Raw genomic sequence first — 16,326 nt, forward strand, 5'->3', positions numbered from 1 at the left:
AAATGAAAATGATTGGTTTGATTGGCGGCATGAGCTGGGAATCTACCGCGCTGTATTACCGCATTATCAATGAGCAGGTGAAACAGCAGTTGGGCGGTTTACACTCTGCACGCAGCTTGATGTATAGCGTCGATTTTCATGAGATAGAACAGCTACAGGCCGCGGGCGAGTGGCAAAAGGCGGGTGAGATTCTGGCGGATGCCGCGCGCAGCCTTGAGCAGGGCGGGGCAGATTTCATCGTACTCTGTACCAATACCATGCACAAAGTGGCGCAGCAGATTACCGATGCGGTCAGCATTCCGCTGCTGCATATAGCTGATGCCACGGCACAGCGCATTCGTCAGGCGGGCGTGAAGAAGGTGGGTTTGCTGGCAACGGCGTTCACCATGGAGCAAGAATTTTATAAAGGACGGCTTAATCAGGCGGAGATTGAGGTGCTGGTGCCCGATACAGCAGGGCGAAAAGTGGTGCATGACATCATTTATCAGGAACTCTGCCTCGGCATCATTCGTGAGGAATCACGTGCGCATTATCGCAAGATTATTGCTGAGCTGGTGGAGCAGGGCGCTGAGGCGATTATCCTGGGCTGTACCGAAATCACTTTGCTGGTGAACGCAGAGGATGCCAGCGTACCGCTGTTCGATACCACGTTGATTCATGCCGAAGACGCGGTAAAGCTGGCGTTATCGTAGGGTCGCCACTCATGGTGTCCTGGTGCGCATGAATGCGCACCCTACAAAACCTGCACATTTTCGTAGGGTCGCCATTCATAGTGTCCTGGTGCGCATGAATGCGCACCCTACAAAGCCTGCACATTTTCGTAGGGTCGCCATTCATGGTGTCCTGGTGCGCATGAATGCGCACCCTACAAAGCCTGCACATTTTGTAGGGTCGCCATTCATGGCGACCTGGTTAAAACGGTTCATGAAACCATCAGAACGCTGTTTCCAGTGAATCTGTGACGCAATAATCATCATCGACCAGCGGCAGATAGCGCCATTTATCAAAAGCGGTACACGGATGCGAAATACCGCAGCCCACCCAATCGCCCACCTGCAGAGGGTCATCTTCAGGCAGCAGCAAATAGGCGTGCTGATCGTTAACGTCGCTGATGCGCAGATGCGTTGCCGAGCGCGGTGCGCTGCCATCGGCACGGCGGATCCACAGCGGGTTGGGCAAATCCTGATCAAATGGCACGTCACGCCGACCAAAATCTACGAACGCTAATCCCGGCTCTGGACGTGATAACACTCGCCCCCAAATCTCGAGCGCGGCCTTAAAATGGTGTGATGCGCCAGGTTGCGCAAAGGGCGCGATACGAGCGTAGAGACCGCTATCGTGTGCCATATAAGCGCCAGAGCGGATCAACGGCGTCATCGGCAAGGGCAGTTTTGCCGCGGTAAAGCACTCCGTCACCACATCAAACCAGGCACCACCACCGGCGCTTAAAATAATGTGGTCGCTGCCAAACAGCTGCTTCTCCGCCAGTATTGCTGCCGTTGCGATCATCATTTGGCAGTAATCCTTGACGCGTTGAATACCTGATTGATCGCGACCGGCGCCAAGTGCACCTTCATAACCCGCAATACCCACCAGCTTGAGCGACGGGCAGGCTGCAACTGCTTCAGCAATCGCCACGGCTGCCTGCTGGGAACGGCAACCGGTACGTCCGCCGCTAACGGACATCTCCAGCAGAACCGAAATCTGGCTGTCACCGAGGTGCTGTTCCAGCAGTTTTACCCCTTGCAGTGAATCTACATAGCAAAGGAAGCCGTGATCGGGATGCTGCTGTTGCCACTGTGCAATCCAGCGAATGCCCGCCGGATCGACCAACTCGTTAGCGAGAAAGACATTGCGAATGCCGAACTGCCGCAGCGCGCGTACCTGAGCGGGTGTGGCAGCACCTAAACCCCATGCGCCACCCTCCGCAATAGCGCGACGCAGAATGGCGGGCGACATCGAGGTTTTCCCGTGCGCCGCTAACATCACGCCTTTTTCATTACAGAAGGCCGCCAGCTGGCGCAGATTATTCTCCAGCGCCGACTGTTTCATGACCATCAAGGGTGAAAACACGCGATCGCTACTGAGCACCGAGGTACCGCTTGCCAACGGCGCATCTCCGGCACCCGCTACGGATTTAAAACGCGGCGCGAGCAACTCTTCATCTAATAAACCATCCGCCTGCAGCGGAAAGCGAATCGACATATCTCCTCCTGTTAGTGCTCAAGCACGCGTGATAAAAACTGCTGGGTGCGCGGATTTTGTGGATTAACGAAAATCTGCTCGGGTGAACCCTGCTCAGCAATAACGCCTTGGTCCATAAACACCACGCGATCGGCGGTTTTCCGCGCAAAGCCCATTTCGTGCGTCACCACCACCATCGTCATACCTTCACGCGCCAGGCTGCGCATCACTTCCATGACTTCACCCACCAACTCTGGATCCAGTGCCGATGTGGCTTCATCGAAGAACATGATTTTTGGTTCCACCGCCAGCGCACGGGCAATCGCAACGCGCTGCTGCTGGCCGCCGGAAAGCTGTGCCGGATAGTGATGTGCGCGCTCAGCGAGGCCTACACGCGTCAGCGCCGCCATTCCGCGCTTTGTGGCTTCCGCTTCAGACAGTTTTTGTGCTTTAACAAGCGCCAGCGTGACGTTGCCAAGTGCGGTTTTGTGAGGAAACAGGTTGAACTGCTGGAACACCATGCCAACGTGACCGCAGATTTCGTTGGTGCGCTTACGTTCATGCAGCGGCACTTCATTCACCCAGACTTCACCGCCGTCGGCGATCTCCAGTCCGCTCATAATGCGCAACACGGTGCTTTTTCCCGAGCCAGAGGCACCGATCAGCACCAGCACTTCACCCGGTGAAACATCCAGACTGATCTCTTTCAAAACCTGGGTAGAGCCAAAAGATTTGGTGATCCGGCTCAGCGTAATGGCGGATTTGCTCATGAAATTTGGCTCCTGGTCTGATGATGTTGTACCCAACGGGAAATGGGGAAGCAGATAGCGAAGTAGAGCAGGGCAACCAGACCGTAAACCACCACCGGCTGGCCGATGCGATCGACAATCGCCTGTCCCTGATGCATTAGTTCGGACATGCCGATCATGCTGACGATCGAGGTATCTTTAATCAGTGAAAGATATTGCCCTGCTAGCGGTGGCAGCACGATGCCATGCGTTTGCGGCAGGACTACACTCATGAAGGTCTGGCGCTTCGACATGCCAAGAATCCATGACACTTCCCACTGACCTTTCGGCACGGCTTCAATACCGGCGCGGAACACCTCGGCGATGTATGCGCCCTGATAAATGCTTAGCCCCAGAATGCCGGCGGCAAACAAATTGATGTCGTAGCCGAAGTAAGCCACGCCGAAGTAAATGAACATCAGTGTGATCAGCACTGGCGTGCCGCGAAACAGTTCGGTATAGATCACAGCGATCTGCCTGGCGACCGGCAGGCGGCTGGTGCGCAGCACCGCGGCCAGCAATCCCAGCAGCGTGCTGCCAATAATCGCTGCTACCGACAATAGCAGCGTGATAGCGAGCCCTTTCAACAGAATCGGTAATGAACTGATGATTAAGTCGTTCATAGCGCGCGCTCCCGCTTCAATGGATTAGTCAGCCATTTTCTTGCCCACCACCATGCGGACTTTTTTACTGGCGTTACCAGCGGCGGGTGGAACATGCGCCGTCCTGCAAGCGTTCCCAGCCACGAGAACAGGTTGCTCAGCACTAAATACACCAGCGCGACCACGCTGAACGTTTGGATATACAGCAGCGTACGCGCATTGATCACCGTCGCGGTGCCGGTCAGTTCTGGCAGCGCGATAGCTGAGAGCAACGAGGTGCCAAGCAATAGCTGAATCAGGTTATTGATAATGGCCGGCCACACCGCACGCGCTGCCTGTGGCAGCACCACATTCAGGAAGATCTGTCGCCGCGGAATCCCCAGCACCCACGCGGCTTCGAGTTGGCCTTTGGGTACCGATTGAATTCCCGCGCGGAAGGTTTCGGAGAGATAAGCCCCCACGTTGATCCCCAGCGCCAGCACGCCTGCGGTAAAGGCGCTCATGGTGATACCGAGTGACGGCAGACCAAAGAAGATGATGAAAATTTGCAATAGCACTGGCGTATTACGAATGAATTCAACGTAGCAGTGGCTGATCCAGCGCAGCGGCGCCAGCGGCGATGATTTAGCCAGCGCGGAGAGCAATCCCAGCGCGACCGCCAGCGCAAACGCCAGCAATGTCACTTGCAGGGTTAGCCAGGCGGCTTCGAGAAATGTGTCGGCATAGCGCCACAGGGTTAGCCATTGATAACTCATGGTTCTGCTCCTTGGGGCGGCGCAGCATGTTCTGCCGCGCCGCGTGCCATCAATATTGCGGATTCAGCGGGTAGCGCGGCTTGTTGCCGAACCATTTCTGATACAGCTGGGCGTTTTCGCCGGAAGCGTTAATTTCAAACAGGAATTCGTTTAGATAGTTGGTCCACACCTGGTCACCCTGTTTCACGCCGAAGGCGTTGTATTCCAGCGGTACCAGCGCTTCATTGGTGACGGTAAGCGTCGGGTCGAGCTTGGCCTGATAGGCGAGGAAGTTGTTATCCTCGATCATCGCATCGGCCTGGCCCTGTTTTACCGCGAGAATTGCCGCCTGCGATGAATCATATTCCTGAATCTTCACGTCGATGCCGAGGTTGCGTACTTCGTCGCCGTTGGTGGAACCTTTCACCGTGGCGATCGTTTTGCCGCCCATGTCGTGGGCAGATTGGATGCCGCTATTTTTACGCACCAGCATCGCTTCACTCGCGACCACATACGGGTTGGTAAAGCCGATCTCTTTAGCGCGCTCCAGATTACGGGTGAAGTTACAGAACACCACATCCACTTTATTGGTTTGCAGATTGGGAATGCGGTTGGCGCTGGTGGTATTGACCATCTCAAGCTTCACGCCCATCTCTTTGGCCAATGCTTTGGCGAGATCAACATCGTAGCCGTCGGGATTGCCGTCTTTATCGTAAAACCCAAAGGGAGCGAAGCTCAGGCAATCGCCCACGCGTAAGGTGCCGCGCTGCAACACGGTTTGCAGTGCAGATTGTGGTGCTGCACCAGCGTCTTTTTTCTCTTCCGTGGGCGTACAGCCTGCCAGAGTCAGTAAAACCAGCGCACTGGCTACCGCTTTGACGCTTATTTTTAGCGATGTTGTATTCATTTATATGCTCTCTTTAGATATTTTGACGAGACGGCATCGCGCCGTTATTTCACAGCAAAATAGAAAGGCATTAATTAATAACAGGCTGTCCTGGTGCAGGCGCTTAAAGTGAATTTCGCCAGCCTGTTTTGAGGTTAATAATTATTTACGATCGGCACGGAAGCATTTCATATCGACCTCCACTTTGCAGTCCACCACTAAATCCTGCACGCTACAAATACGCGCGGGTGGATTGCCGCTGAATATCTCACTGAACACCTTATTGAATGAACTGAAATAGCGTGCATCAGTTAATACCGCGGTGACGTGCACCACATCTTCGACGCGATAGCCGGCTTCGCGCATGATAGTGAGGCAGTTTTCGAACGCCAGTTGCGTCTGTTCGATGATGCCACCCTCAACGACTTCACCATTGCGCATTGGCGTTTGGCCGGAGATGTAAAGCCAGCCGTCGGCTTCAACTGCACGAGCGAAGGGCAGTTTTTGCCCACCCGTCCCGGTTCCACCTTCTACACCATAACGTGTAATCGTCATCCCATCCTGCTCCTGTTTGCACGAAAGCGTGGTTTTCTTATTGTCTGATATACCAGACTGCAATCTGCAATACTGGATAGGGCAAGATTTGCACAGGATTTTTTCTTTTGCAATATGTGCATGGGTATTTAATTTTTTGTGATGTAGTCGGGATCGCAAAATAAAATTAAGCGACCGTTCATTTTTAAATGAGAATGTGATCGTTATCGTGATTTTATAAAAGAGAGGGCGGTGCAGTGCGCCAAAATGAGGCCCCAAAAAAGAACGCCTAAATAAAATTCTGATGAATAATTTTTATTTAATCTGAGATGGGTAAAAGCATAAGCCACGTGTATGATGTTTTGCTTATATCCCCTTAACTATTCGTAGTAGAGCAGCAGGAGAGTGAGTGTATGCCGGATGAAAAACCCTCACGGGCGCGCGGCGTTGACCGGGTTATTGATATTTTTCGGCAGTTGCACAGTGCGCGCCAGCCGATGGCGATGCGTGAGTTGATTGAAGCGACGGGAGCGCCGCGTTCCAGCATTTATGAATTAGTCAGTCTGCTGAGTGAAGCCGGTTTGCTGGAGCTGGATGCCGAAGGCGCCGTCTTTTTTAGCCGGGAAATGCACTATTACGGTGCGGATTACATGGCGCACAACGACCTCATTCGCCGGGCGCATCAGCTGATGGTGGAGATTGTGGCGCGCCATGGGGAAACCGTGCAGCTCTGCATGCTGGAAGGCAATAAATACACCGTGGTGCTTTCGGAAAGTAATGCCCATCCGTTCAAGATCACCTCAGATATCGGCGTGCGCGTGCCAATTACCTGGACGGCTACCGGCCGCTTACTGCTCAGCAACTGGTCTGACAGCGCGATTCTGGATCTCATCCCGGAAGAGGATTATCGCCTCGCCAGCGGTCAAATCCTCGATAAGCAGGCGTTTCTTGATGAAATTCACCATGCGGGAAAACTGGGTTACTGCATGACCGAAGGGTTATCTGAAAGCTTCACCTGCTGCATGGCCGCGCCGATTCGTTCACGCAGTGGCCAGGCCGTGGCCGCGATTTGCTTTATGGTGAGCCGTGATACGCCGCAGGAGCGTCGCCAGATGTTGCTGCAGGAGCTGATCACGTCGGGGCAGAAACTGTCTGATTTCACCTAAGCGCAGCCGTAAAACTCCGTTACAACTGATTGAAGTGGTGTTTATTTCCGCCACTTAAGGTTGTGTTAAGGTAATTGATAATAATAACTATTCTTTTTACCACGGAGTTTTAGGATGAAAACGCGCCTGCTTTTGGCAATGGGTTTACTGGCTTCAACCGCGGCTGCCGCCACGACCTATCCGCTGACCGTCACCGATATGGACGGTAAAACGCAAACCATCAATAAAGAGCCTCAGCACATTATCTTGCAGGATGGTCGCGACATTCTGACGCTGGCGCTGCTTGACCGAGACGATCCGTTTAAGCGCGTGGTAGCGTGGAACAACTTGCCGAAAAAACAAGATACGCAAACCTGGGACGCGCTAAAAGGCCGCTGGCCGGAAGCGACGAAAATTGTCGATATGGGCTTTAGCGATCAGGGCCAGGTCAACCTCGAAAGCGTGCTGGCACAGAAACCGGATTTAATGATTGCCCAACTGCGCGCCAAACCCGCCTTGCAGCAGTCAGGCGTGCTTGACACCCTGAATAATCTGCATATTCCTGTGGTATTTGTCGATTACGAACTGCATCCGGCGCAAAACACCGCACCAAGCGTGACGCTGTTGGGTAAAGTGCTGAACCGTGAAACGCAGGCTAAAGCCTATACCGATTTCTATCAGCAGAAGTTTGAGCGCATTTCCCAGGCGGTAGCGAAAATAAAGAACAAACCGACGGTATTTATCGAACCGATCGCCGGTAACAGCGATAATTGTTGCTTTACTCACAGCCATAACGGTTGGGGCGGATTGGTGGAGGCGGTTGGCGGGAAAAACATTGGCTCTGAACTGCTGCCGGGCAATGCCGGATTTGTGGCGCTGGAAAAAATCATCGCCATGAAACCTGACGTCTACATTATGACGGGATCTAAACGGCCCAATACTAATGTGCTGCCGTTTGGCTATGGCGTTCAGCCGCAGGAAGTTAAGGCGACCTTCGATACGTTGCTGAAGCGCACCGGCTTATCGCAGATCGAACCAGTGAAGCAGGGCCGCGTGTACGGCGTTTATCACCACTTCTATAACCATCCGTACAACATCATTGGCATGGAAATTCTGGCGAAGGATCTCTATCCGCAGCAGTTTGCCGATCTGAAGCCGACCGCCGATTTCCGCACCCTCGTTAAGACCTTCACTACTCTGCCGGATCAAGCAATTGATTTGAGTTACCCCAATAATCAGTAATCCTTCGTATGCCTGGTGCGCATGAATGCGCACCCTACGAAAACCCAGCGATATCCACGTAGGGTCACCATTCATGGCGTAATGCCGATCAGTTAAGCAAAAAATTGCCTGTTTATGCAGGTGCGCATGAATGCGCACCCTACGAAAACCCGGCGATATCCACGTAGGGTCACCATTCATGGTGACCGATTCACGCTTAACTGACGAGCATTACGCCATTCATGGCAACCCATTTATTTTACCCCAATCAACATTCTTCGATGACTTCTCAATTTGTTATGTTATAACATAACAAATCTACCGCATGCGTCACTACGCCTTGTGCTCGCTGTCATATGAAGGAGTTGTTATGTCCGCAATAACCCCATCTACCCATGGGTCTAAAAAGCTGCCGGTCACTGTGCTTTCCGGTTTTCTCGGTGCCGGTAAAACTACGCTGCTAAATCATATTCTAAATAACCGCGAAGGCCGTCGCGTGGCGGTGATCGTCAATGACATGTCGGAAGTGAATATTGATGCCGCGCTGGTGCGCGAGGGCGGGGCAGAGCTGTCGCGCACCGACGAAAAGCTGGTGGAGATGAGCAATGGCTGCATCTGCTGCACGCTGCGCGAAGATCTGCTGCTGGAAGTTAATCGACTGGCGAAGGATGGGCGCTTCGATAACCTGGTGATCGAATCGACCGGCATTTCTGAGCCGCTGCCGGTGGCGGAAACCTTTACCTTCGCCGATGAGGAGGGCCAAAGTTTGTCTGCTGTGGCGGCGCTAGACACCATGGTGACAGTGGTCGATGGCTTCAACTTCCTGCGTGACTATGAATCGAATGAAAGCATTCAGTCGCGCGGTGAATCCCTTGGCGCAGAAGATGAGCGCACGGTGGTGGATTTGCTGGTTGATCAAATCGAGTTCTGCGATGTGCTCATTCTCAACAAAACCGATCTGATTGATGAAGTGGAAAAGGCGCGGCTGATGGCGATTCTGACGTCGCTTAATCCGCGTGCCAACATCATTACCTCTGAATTCGGCAAGGTCGCATTGGAGCAGGTTCTCAATACTGGCTTGTTCGATTTTGACGCTGCGGCGCAGGCGCCGGGCTGGCTGCAGGAGCTACGCGGCGAACATACGCCAGAAACCGAAGAGTATGGCATTCGCAATTTTGTGTTCCGTGCGCGTCGCCCGTTCCATCCCATGCGTTTCGCTCAGGTGATTGAACACGAGATGCACGGCGTAGTGCGTTCCAAAGGCTACTTCTGGCTAGCCAGTCGCCCGCGTCATGCGGGTTCCTGGTCGCAGGCGGGCGGCGTATCACGTCAGGGATTGGCAGGAATGTGGTGGGCCAGCGTGCCGAAAGATCGCTGGCCTGAGGATGAAGAAAACCTGCAGTACATCCTCGATAACTGGGTGGACGGAACGGGGGACGCTCGTCAGGAGCTGGTCTTCATTGGCATTGACATGGACGAAGCCGCGCTGCGTGAAAAGCTTGAGGAGGCGCTACTCACTGATGAGGAAATGGCGTCTGGCGCAGATAACTGGATCGCGCTCCCCGATCCTTTCCAGCCGTGGTTTAACTGATCCACCGTATTTACGGGAGGCGGGCAGGCCTCCCTACATTTTCCCCAACCACATGGAGACTTCCACGCCATCGTTGAACGGCAGCGACATGAATTCGCGACTGCTGCGCACGCGTTCAAGATAGGCTGGGCTGAAATCGGCATCATCCGCAACGATCAGTGCGCCCGCACGTAAATAAGGCTCTACCAGCGTCAAAATCTCTGGATAGATCGCTTTTGCGCCATCCAGTATCAACATATCAATGGATGCAGGTAAATCGCGGCTCAACGTGTGTAAGGCATCCCCCACGCGTATCTCAATCAGATCGCTGACGCCCGCATCGGCAAAGTGGTTCCGCGCCAGCGCTACTTTACCTGGCTCAAATTCACAGGTGATGATGTTGCCACCGCCATTATCGCGCACTGCTGCGGCCAGATGCAGGGTGGAAATCCCGAATGAGGTGCCAAACTCAATCACTGATTGCACATTGCTGCTGCGCGCCAGCATATACAGCAGTTTGCCGGTTTCACGGGATATCGCCAGCGGTACATCTTTCAGATGACCATACAGCTCCAGGTAATCAGTTTTACTTTGCAGCAGGCGATGTTGTTCGGCATCGGACATCTTACGGAACGCTTCATTGGTGGGATGCGCCATATTATCGGCCAGCTCAAACAGGTAGTTCAACAGCGGTGCTAACGGCGCTGATGTTAAGGTGTTCATGGTTTTCTCCGGACATGAAAAAATGGATTATGCTGTGCGAACAGAATACGATGAATTAATCGCATTTCACTATTCGTGTTCAGGAGAGCCTATGGCTGAGCGTCGTAACACTAAGATTTCAGAGCGAAAAAGGCCGCAGCAGTTGCGTTCGAGCGAGCTGGTTTCGGCCATTTTGCAAGCGGCTACTCAGGTTTTAGAGCAGGAAGGGGCCACGCGTTTCACCACCGCGCGCGTGGCGGAGCGAGCCGGCGTCAGTATTGGATCGCTTTACCAGTATTTTCCCAATAAGGCGGCTATTCTTTTCAGATTGCAAAGCGAAGAGTGGCAACGCACCGGCAATTTATTAGCTGCAATCTTGAGCAATAACACCGTGTCGCCGCGCCAGCGTTTGCACGATCTCACGCTGGCATTTTTGCAATCGGAGTGCGAAGAAGCAGCAATGCGCACGGCGCTTAATGACGCCGCACCGTTATATCGTGATGCACCTGAAGTACAGGAAGCGCGGGCGGCGGGTGATAATGTCATCAGTGATTTTTTGTTGGAACTGCTGCCGCAATCCAATGAGGACGATCGTGCGCGCGCCGCGGATTTAATCAATAGCACGCTGGGCAATGTGGGCAAACACTTCTCCGAATCACCGCGTACGCCTGCAGAGATCCAGGCGTATGCGCAGGAAATGGCGCAGATGTTTTGTGCCTGGATCAGGGAAAAAGGCGCTGATTTACAGTAAAAGATGGACTGGAAATCTCTGAAAGCGGTTAACAAACTCATTATTCACATTCTCAATAATCCACACCGCGAGTAAGCTTAAGAAAACCTTTTAGCTGGATGCAGCAAGCGAACAAATACGGGAGAGCAAAATGGCAGTAAAAATGATTGCGGTGGATATGGATGGGACTTTTCTCGATGACAACAAGCAGTACAATGCGCAGCGTTTTGCTCGCCAGTACGCATTGCTGAAAGAGAAGGGGATCCGTTTCGTGGTCGCCAGTGGCAATCAGTATTATCAGTTACTGCGCTATTTCCCTGAGATTAAAGATGAAATTGCTTTTGTAGCGGAAAATGGCGCCTGGGTTTCTGATAGTAATGAAGAGATCTTCTGCGGCGAATTGGCGCCGGAGCGCGTGCATCAAATCCTCGATATTCTGGCAAAAGAGCCGGATATCAGCACCGTAGTATGCGGCCGCAATGGCGCATATGTGCATACGTCAATGTCCGACGAGGTGATCGCTATGCTGGCGAATCACTACCATCGCCTGGAAAAGCGCGACAATCTGTACGATATCGATGACACCATCTTCAAATTCTCGCTGAATCTGGCGCATGAAGGCGTGGATGCGTTGATGGAGCGCTTGCACGCAGAACTAAACGCGATTGAAAACATCATGCATCCGGTCTCCAGCGGCTTTGGCTTTGTCGATTTGATCATCCCCGGCTGCCATAAAGCGCACGGCATCGCACTGCTGCAGGAAAAATGGGGCATTGATGATTGTGAAGTGGTCGCGATTGGTGATAGCGCGAATGACATCGAAATGCTGCGCCAGGCCTGCTATAGCTTCGCTATGGCGAATGCGGCAGCACCGGTGAGTGCGGTGTCGCGTTATAAAACTGAAAGTAACAATGATGAAGGCGCACTCAACGTTATTGCTCGTCTGCTGGCGCGAGAAGAGCCATTTGGTTAAATGAGAGTGCCAGGTGCGCATGAATGCGCACCCTACAAAAATCCCGCTAAAAACGTTGGGTCGCCATTCATGATGTAATGGTTATCAATTAAGAGATGAAAAAAACTTTATTACCGAGCGCACACCTTGTAGCGGCGCAATTTATTGCGCGATAAATCGCGCCGCTACGGAAGGTGCGGTGATTTGAAACGGCGCCTAACTTACGAACATTACGCCATTTTTGGCAACCAATCTGCCTTTAGCTGAAATAACCCGCCTCACGCATATCCTGTAATAATCCCGGTTCGGTGGGTTGCCAGCCGAACGTTTGGCGCGTCCATGCACTTGACGAAGGATTATCCGTTGAAGCGAAAAAGGCCATCCAACCGAGCCAGGCTTTTGCCTCCTCCAGCGTCAGGCTTTTAACCGGCAGCGCTAATCCTGCTCCGATAGTTTCGGCAATCTGACGGAATGGAATGCCTTCTTCCTGTACGGCATGCAGAATTGCACCTGCTTCGGCCTTTTCGGCCGCAAGGCAAAACAGCTCAGCGGCATCGTTACGATGCACCGCCGGCCAGCGATTTTCGCCCTCGCCAACATACACCGCCGCGCCTTTTTCTTTCGCCATATTGATGATCATCGGAATAAAACCGTGATCGCCAGCGCCATGTACCGTCGGTGGCAAACGGACCAGCGCCACGCGCACACCGCGATCGGCCATGGCCAGGGCGGCAACGTTGGAATTTGAACGAGGATGTGCGCCGGCCACGGGGCGAATGTGTTCCGTGGCGAGTTGTCCTGGCGAGACTAACGCTGTGCCGGTGGTGACTATCAGCGGGCGATTAGAACCGGCCAGTACCTCACCCATTGCCAGAATGGCGCGCTGATCGACCTCGGCGGCATGATCCATGCGGCTGAAGTCGTGAATATAACCGGCATGAATCACGCCATCGCTTTGCTCAACGGCGTTACGTAAACTGGCCACATCTTCCAGTTCGCCGCGGACCACCTGAACACCCTGCTGCTGTAGTTTTTCAGCTGAAGCATCGCTGCGTGCTAAACCTAGCACTTCATAACCGCGTGTCTGCAGTTTTTTCACAATGGCCGAGCCAATAAATCCGCTCGCCCCGGTCACAAAAATTCGCATAATCGTGCTCCACTTCATCAAAGTTGAAGCACTATGATAAAACCCTACGCCACGACGAACAGCCGTGAGCTTATACAGGTATAAGGACTAACAGGATAACGCCATGACCATGCAAGATGACAACGTGCTCGGTAACTATTTGCGCGAACGCCGCCAGCGGCTGGATGCCGCCAAACTGGGTTACCCGCTGCTACGGCGTCGCACGCCGGGCTTGCGTCGCGAAGAGGTGGCCGTGCGCGCCTGAGTCAGCACGACCTGGTACACATGGCTGGAGCAGGGCAGAGGCGGTGCGCCATCGGAAGAGGTGCTTGAACGCTTAGCCAAAGCGTTAGAGTTGAGCGCCGCCGAGCGCGACCATCTGTTTTTGCTGGCGCAAAATCGCTTGCCGGGAGTGACATGGCAAGCGGGCGTGGACGTTTCACCGTCGCTGCAGCGTGTGCTTGATAGCATGGACAATACGCCCGCGCTGATTAAAACCGCCGAGTGGCAAGTCGTTGCGTGGAATCGTGCCGCGACCAAAGTGTTTGTTGATTACGCCGAACTGCCGCCGGAACAGCGCAATATTTTGCTGATGATGTTCCGCAATGAAGAGATGAAAAAGCGCCTGCCGGATTGGCATCGGGTGACGCGTGGCATGGTGGCAAACTTCCGTGCGGACGTGGCACGAACAGGGGCGACTGAGCACGTGCGTGCGCTGGTGGAGGAACTCAGTGAGATGAGTGAAACCTTCCGCCAGCTGTGGCTGTCGCAGGAGGTCAGCCAGCATGGCGAAGGCCTAAAACAGCTGTGGTTGCCCGATGAAGGGGTGCTGGAGCTGGAATACAGTACTTTCGCGGTAGAAGGTAAACCGGGTTTAAGTCTGGTGGTGTTCAATCCGCGTCAGCAGCACGATCGCGATTGTGTGGCACGTCTGATGGCGCGTCCGTAGCCGTGCGATAACTCGCTTCCATTTCATCCAGCGCTGCCTGATTTTCCAGTCCCCACTGATACATCTGCTCAATCGGCGCGGCAAAGGTCTTGCCCAGTGGCGTGAGCCGGTAATCGACTTTCGGCGGAATGACATCATAAACGTGGCGGGCGATCAGTCCGCGCTGCTCAAGTTCTTTCAGCGTTTGAAAAAGCATCTTTTTCGAAATGCCCTGCAGGCTGCGCTGCAACTCGCCAGTTCGTGCGCGATGATTCGGCCAGTGGTACAACGCATGCAGCACCATGCTGCTCCATTTCACTGAAAACAAATCCATTAAACGTCGCGGCGGGGAATCCGCGTAAAAGAACAGTTTTCCGTCAACAATCGCGGGCATTGCTTGCGCCTCTCTTAAGGTCACCAAACGGTAACTACTATCAATTATGCACCATGTTCACTATAGTCTGCCGCCTTCAGTTAGCCAAAGCCAGCCCAATTCGGAGGCACGATGAAAATCAATGCATTAGTTGCGCACGACGCGGCAAAACCGCTCTCTTCCAGCGCGATTACGCTGCGCCCTTTGCAGCAGCAGGACGTTAAAATTGAGATCCTTTATTGCGGCGTATGCCACTCAGATTTACATATGGCACGCAATGAGTGGGCGGTGAGCCGCTATCCGCTGGTGCCCGGCCATGAAATCGTGGGTCGCGTAGTGGAAACGGGCGCAGACGTCATGAATTTCAAACCGGGTGATGTGGTGGGCGTGGGCGTGATGGTGGATTCCTGTCGCCAATGCCATTTCTGCCAGCAAAAAGAGGAGCAGTATTGCGAATCCGGTTTTGTTGCCACTTATAACGGCATCGATAAATACACCGGCGACAGTACCTGGGGCGGCTATGCGCAAAATGTTGTGGTCGATCAGCATTTTGTCGTCTCTGTTCCGCAGGCATTACCGTTAGCGGGTGTCGCTCCGCTGCTGTGCGCGGGAGTAACCGTGTGGTCACCGCTGCGTCATTTTGGTGTGAAAGCCGGTGATAAAGTGGGTGTAGTGGGTTTGGGCGGCCTGGGACATATGGCGGTTAAACTGGCGAGTGCGATGGGCGCGGAAGTCACGCTGTTCACTACCTCTCCGGCTAAAGGGGAAGATGCGCTGCGGTTGGGTGCGAAGCGCGTGGTCGTTTCACGTGATGCGCAGCAAATGGCTTCTGCTCAGACCTCGCTGGACTTTATCGTAGACTGCGTGTCAGCGCCGCACGATCTTGATCCCTATCTGGCCACACTGAAAACCAACGGCCGTTTGGTGCTGGTGGGAATTCCAGAACAGCCGCATCAGTCACCAAACGTAACGCCGCTAGTGAATCGCCGCCTGAGCATCAGCGGATCGTCGATTGGCAGTATTCAGGAAACGCAGGAGATGTTGGATTTCTGCGGTGAACATAACATCACCGCAGATATCGAATTGATTGCGGGTGAAGAGATTGAAACGGCATTTGCAAGAATGTTGAAAGGTGATGTGAAATACCGTTTCGTCATCGACATGCAAGCCACGCATTGGTAAAAACGTTCGCCGTTAGGCGAGATGCTGCGGGCGATTTCAGGCTGAAATCGCCCGCGATTACGCGCTGCAACCGACTGATGCTATTGAATATCAACAGAATAATAACAATAACTTTCGCCAAAACGATTTATTAGCGTTTCTAGTTACAACATACTGTAGTTATCGTTGTCTCGGCGCGAAGCCTTGTCTGCATAACCTTATTTTCGGTTAGGCAGGCGGAAAGTGGCCCAGCTGCTGGAACATCGTCATCCAGTCTTCCATATGCCACGTAGTGGTCACACGTTCACCGTCTAGCAGGTGAAATTCATGCAGTCGCACGCTAATACGACGGCCAGTAGTCGCAATACCCATGAACTCACCCTGGTGGGGCTCGATCATCCGGCCGCTCGCGAGGGGATGGATTTAGTGCAGTTTCTCAGCATGAAGCACATTCTGGTCTCGCCCGAGGGCAATCATTACGGTTTGGTGGATGCACAGCTGCGCGAGCAAGGATTGGCGCGCGACATTGGCCTGACATTACCGAATATGTTTGCCGTTCCCGCACTGCTGCCAGGATACAAACATGCTGGCGTACTTGCCGTAACGCGTCACATTCTGCAATCACTTTTTGCTCAATCCGCAATAAACATTTCCTCGCGTGCTCCGATAACTGCTTAAGAACTTTATAAA

The 16,326-nt window shown here is 53.4% G+C and carries 18 protein-coding genes and 1 pseudogene; 9 read left to right on the top strand and 10 right to left on the bottom strand.

The window, feature by feature from the left end; genetic code table 11:
* Positions 1-2 precede the first annotated feature (2 nt).
* Complete coding sequence (locus CRO19_RS23460) at positions 3-692, top strand: aspartate/glutamate racemase family protein (protein ID WP_097098232.1); 690 nt, start codon at positions 3-5, stop codon at positions 690-692.
* Positions 693-933: 241 nt separating this feature from the next.
* Here the strand turns inward: CRO19_RS23460 and CRO19_RS23465 are convergent, their stop codons facing one another.
* From CRO19_RS23465 to CRO19_RS23490, 6 genes are all read right to left on the bottom strand, one after another.
* Positions 934-2,205 carry an alanine racemase gene (locus tag CRO19_RS23465; RefSeq protein WP_097098233.1) on the bottom strand — a complete coding sequence of 424 codons (1,272 nt, stop codon included), beginning with the start codon at positions 2,203-2,205 and terminating at the stop codon, positions 934-936.
* Positions 2,206-2,216: 11 nt separating this feature from the next.
* Positions 2,217-2,954, bottom strand: a complete 738-nt coding sequence (locus tag CRO19_RS23470; protein WP_097098234.1) for an amino acid ABC transporter ATP-binding protein — start codon at positions 2,952-2,954, stop codon at positions 2,217-2,219.
* Positions 2,951-3,595, bottom strand: coding sequence for an amino acid ABC transporter permease (locus CRO19_RS23475; protein ID WP_097098235.1), 645 nt, complete (start codon positions 3,593-3,595; stop codon positions 2,951-2,953). The genes CRO19_RS23470 and CRO19_RS23475 overlap by 4 nt, the downstream gene beginning before the upstream one ends.
* Complete coding sequence (locus CRO19_RS23480; RefSeq protein WP_097098236.1) at positions 3,592-4,329, bottom strand: amino acid ABC transporter permease; 738 nt, start codon at positions 4,327-4,329, stop codon at positions 3,592-3,594. The genes CRO19_RS23475 and CRO19_RS23480 overlap by 4 nt, the downstream gene beginning before the upstream one ends.
* A gap of 49 nt (positions 4,330-4,378) precedes the next feature.
* Positions 4,379-5,215, bottom strand: coding sequence for an ABC transporter substrate-binding protein (locus tag CRO19_RS23485; RefSeq protein ID WP_097098237.1), 837 nt, complete (start codon positions 5,213-5,215; stop codon positions 4,379-4,381).
* A gap of 141 nt (positions 5,216-5,356) precedes the next feature.
* A complete protein-coding gene (locus tag CRO19_RS23490) occupies positions 5,357-5,749 on the bottom strand; it encodes a RidA family protein (protein ID WP_097098238.1) in 393 nt (130 codons plus the stop codon).
* Positions 5,750-6,141: 392 nt separating this feature from the next.
* Here CRO19_RS23490 and CRO19_RS23495 point away from each other — a divergent pair, with 392 nt between their 5' ends.
* From CRO19_RS23495 to zigA, 3 genes are all read left to right on the top strand, one after another.
* Positions 6,142-6,894 (top strand): IclR family transcriptional regulator, encoded by a 753-nt coding sequence (locus tag CRO19_RS23495; RefSeq protein WP_097098239.1) that lies wholly within the window; start codon positions 6,142-6,144, stop codon positions 6,892-6,894.
* Between the two features lie 114 nt (positions 6,895-7,008).
* Positions 7,009-8,115 carry an ABC transporter substrate-binding protein gene (locus CRO19_RS23500; protein WP_097098240.1) on the top strand — a complete coding sequence of 369 codons (1,107 nt, stop codon included), beginning with the start codon at positions 7,009-7,011 and terminating at the stop codon, positions 8,113-8,115.
* Between the two features lie 349 nt (positions 8,116-8,464).
* Positions 8,465-9,685 (top strand): zinc metallochaperone GTPase ZigA, encoded by a 1,221-nt coding sequence (gene zigA / locus CRO19_RS23505; protein ID WP_097098241.1) that lies wholly within the window; start codon positions 8,465-8,467, stop codon positions 9,683-9,685.
* Positions 9,686-9,718: 33 nt separating this feature from the next.
* Here the strand turns inward: zigA and CRO19_RS23510 are convergent, their stop codons facing one another.
* Positions 9,719-10,387 carry an O-methyltransferase gene (locus tag CRO19_RS23510; RefSeq protein ID WP_097098242.1) on the bottom strand — a complete coding sequence of 223 codons (669 nt, stop codon included), beginning with the start codon at positions 10,385-10,387 and terminating at the stop codon, positions 9,719-9,721.
* 91 nt (positions 10,388-10,478) lie between these two features.
* Here CRO19_RS23510 and CRO19_RS23515 point away from each other — a divergent pair, with 91 nt between their 5' ends.
* Complete coding sequence (locus CRO19_RS23515) at positions 10,479-11,117, top strand: TetR/AcrR family transcriptional regulator (protein ID WP_097098243.1); 639 nt, start codon at positions 10,479-10,481, stop codon at positions 11,115-11,117.
* Between the two features lie 130 nt (positions 11,118-11,247).
* Entirely contained in the window at positions 11,248-12,069 is an 822-nt protein-coding gene (locus CRO19_RS23520) for a Cof-type HAD-IIB family hydrolase (RefSeq protein WP_097098244.1), read from the top strand.
* 238 nt (positions 12,070-12,307) lie between these two features.
* Here CRO19_RS23520 and CRO19_RS23525 read toward each other — a convergent pair whose 3' ends face one another.
* A complete protein-coding gene (locus CRO19_RS23525) occupies positions 12,308-13,195 on the bottom strand; it encodes an SDR family oxidoreductase (protein ID WP_097098245.1) in 888 nt (295 codons plus the stop codon).
* 103 nt (positions 13,196-13,298) lie between these two features.
* Here CRO19_RS23525 and CRO19_RS23530 point away from each other — a divergent pair.
* Positions 13,299-14,123: pseudogene (locus CRO19_RS23530) on the top strand (helix-turn-helix transcriptional regulator).
* Here CRO19_RS23530 and CRO19_RS23535 read toward each other — a convergent pair.
* Positions 14,065-14,496 carry a winged helix-turn-helix transcriptional regulator gene (locus CRO19_RS23535; RefSeq protein WP_097098246.1) on the bottom strand — a complete coding sequence of 144 codons (432 nt, stop codon included), beginning with the start codon at positions 14,494-14,496 and terminating at the stop codon, positions 14,065-14,067. The pseudogene CRO19_RS23530 and the gene CRO19_RS23535 overlap by 59 nt on opposite strands.
* Positions 14,497-14,607: 111 nt before the next feature.
* Between CRO19_RS23535 and CRO19_RS23540 the strand changes: the two genes are divergently transcribed.
* Positions 14,608-15,657 carry an NAD(P)-dependent alcohol dehydrogenase gene (locus tag CRO19_RS23540; protein WP_097098247.1) on the top strand — a complete coding sequence of 350 codons (1,050 nt, stop codon included), beginning with the start codon at positions 14,608-14,610 and terminating at the stop codon, positions 15,655-15,657.
* A gap of 207 nt (positions 15,658-15,864) precedes the next feature.
* Here the strand turns inward: CRO19_RS23540 and CRO19_RS23545 are convergent, their stop codons facing one another.
* On the bottom strand, positions 15,865-16,035 hold the full coding sequence (locus CRO19_RS23545; protein WP_320204531.1) for an ester cyclase: 171 nt from the start codon (positions 16,033-16,035) through the stop codon (positions 15,865-15,867).
* Between CRO19_RS23545 and CRO19_RS23550 the strand changes: the two genes are divergently transcribed.
* Positions 15,964-16,314, top strand: coding sequence for a type 2 periplasmic-binding domain-containing protein (locus tag CRO19_RS23550; RefSeq protein ID WP_176519225.1), 351 nt, complete (start codon positions 15,964-15,966; stop codon positions 16,312-16,314). The two genes, CRO19_RS23545 and CRO19_RS23550, sit on opposite strands and share 72 nt — an antisense overlap.
* Positions 16,315-16,326: the final 12 nt, after the last annotated feature.

The sequence above is a fragment of the Candidatus Pantoea floridensis genome (assembly GCF_900215435.1).
Classification (GTDB): domain Bacteria; phylum Pseudomonadota; class Gammaproteobacteria; order Enterobacterales; family Enterobacteriaceae; genus Pantoea; species Pantoea floridensis.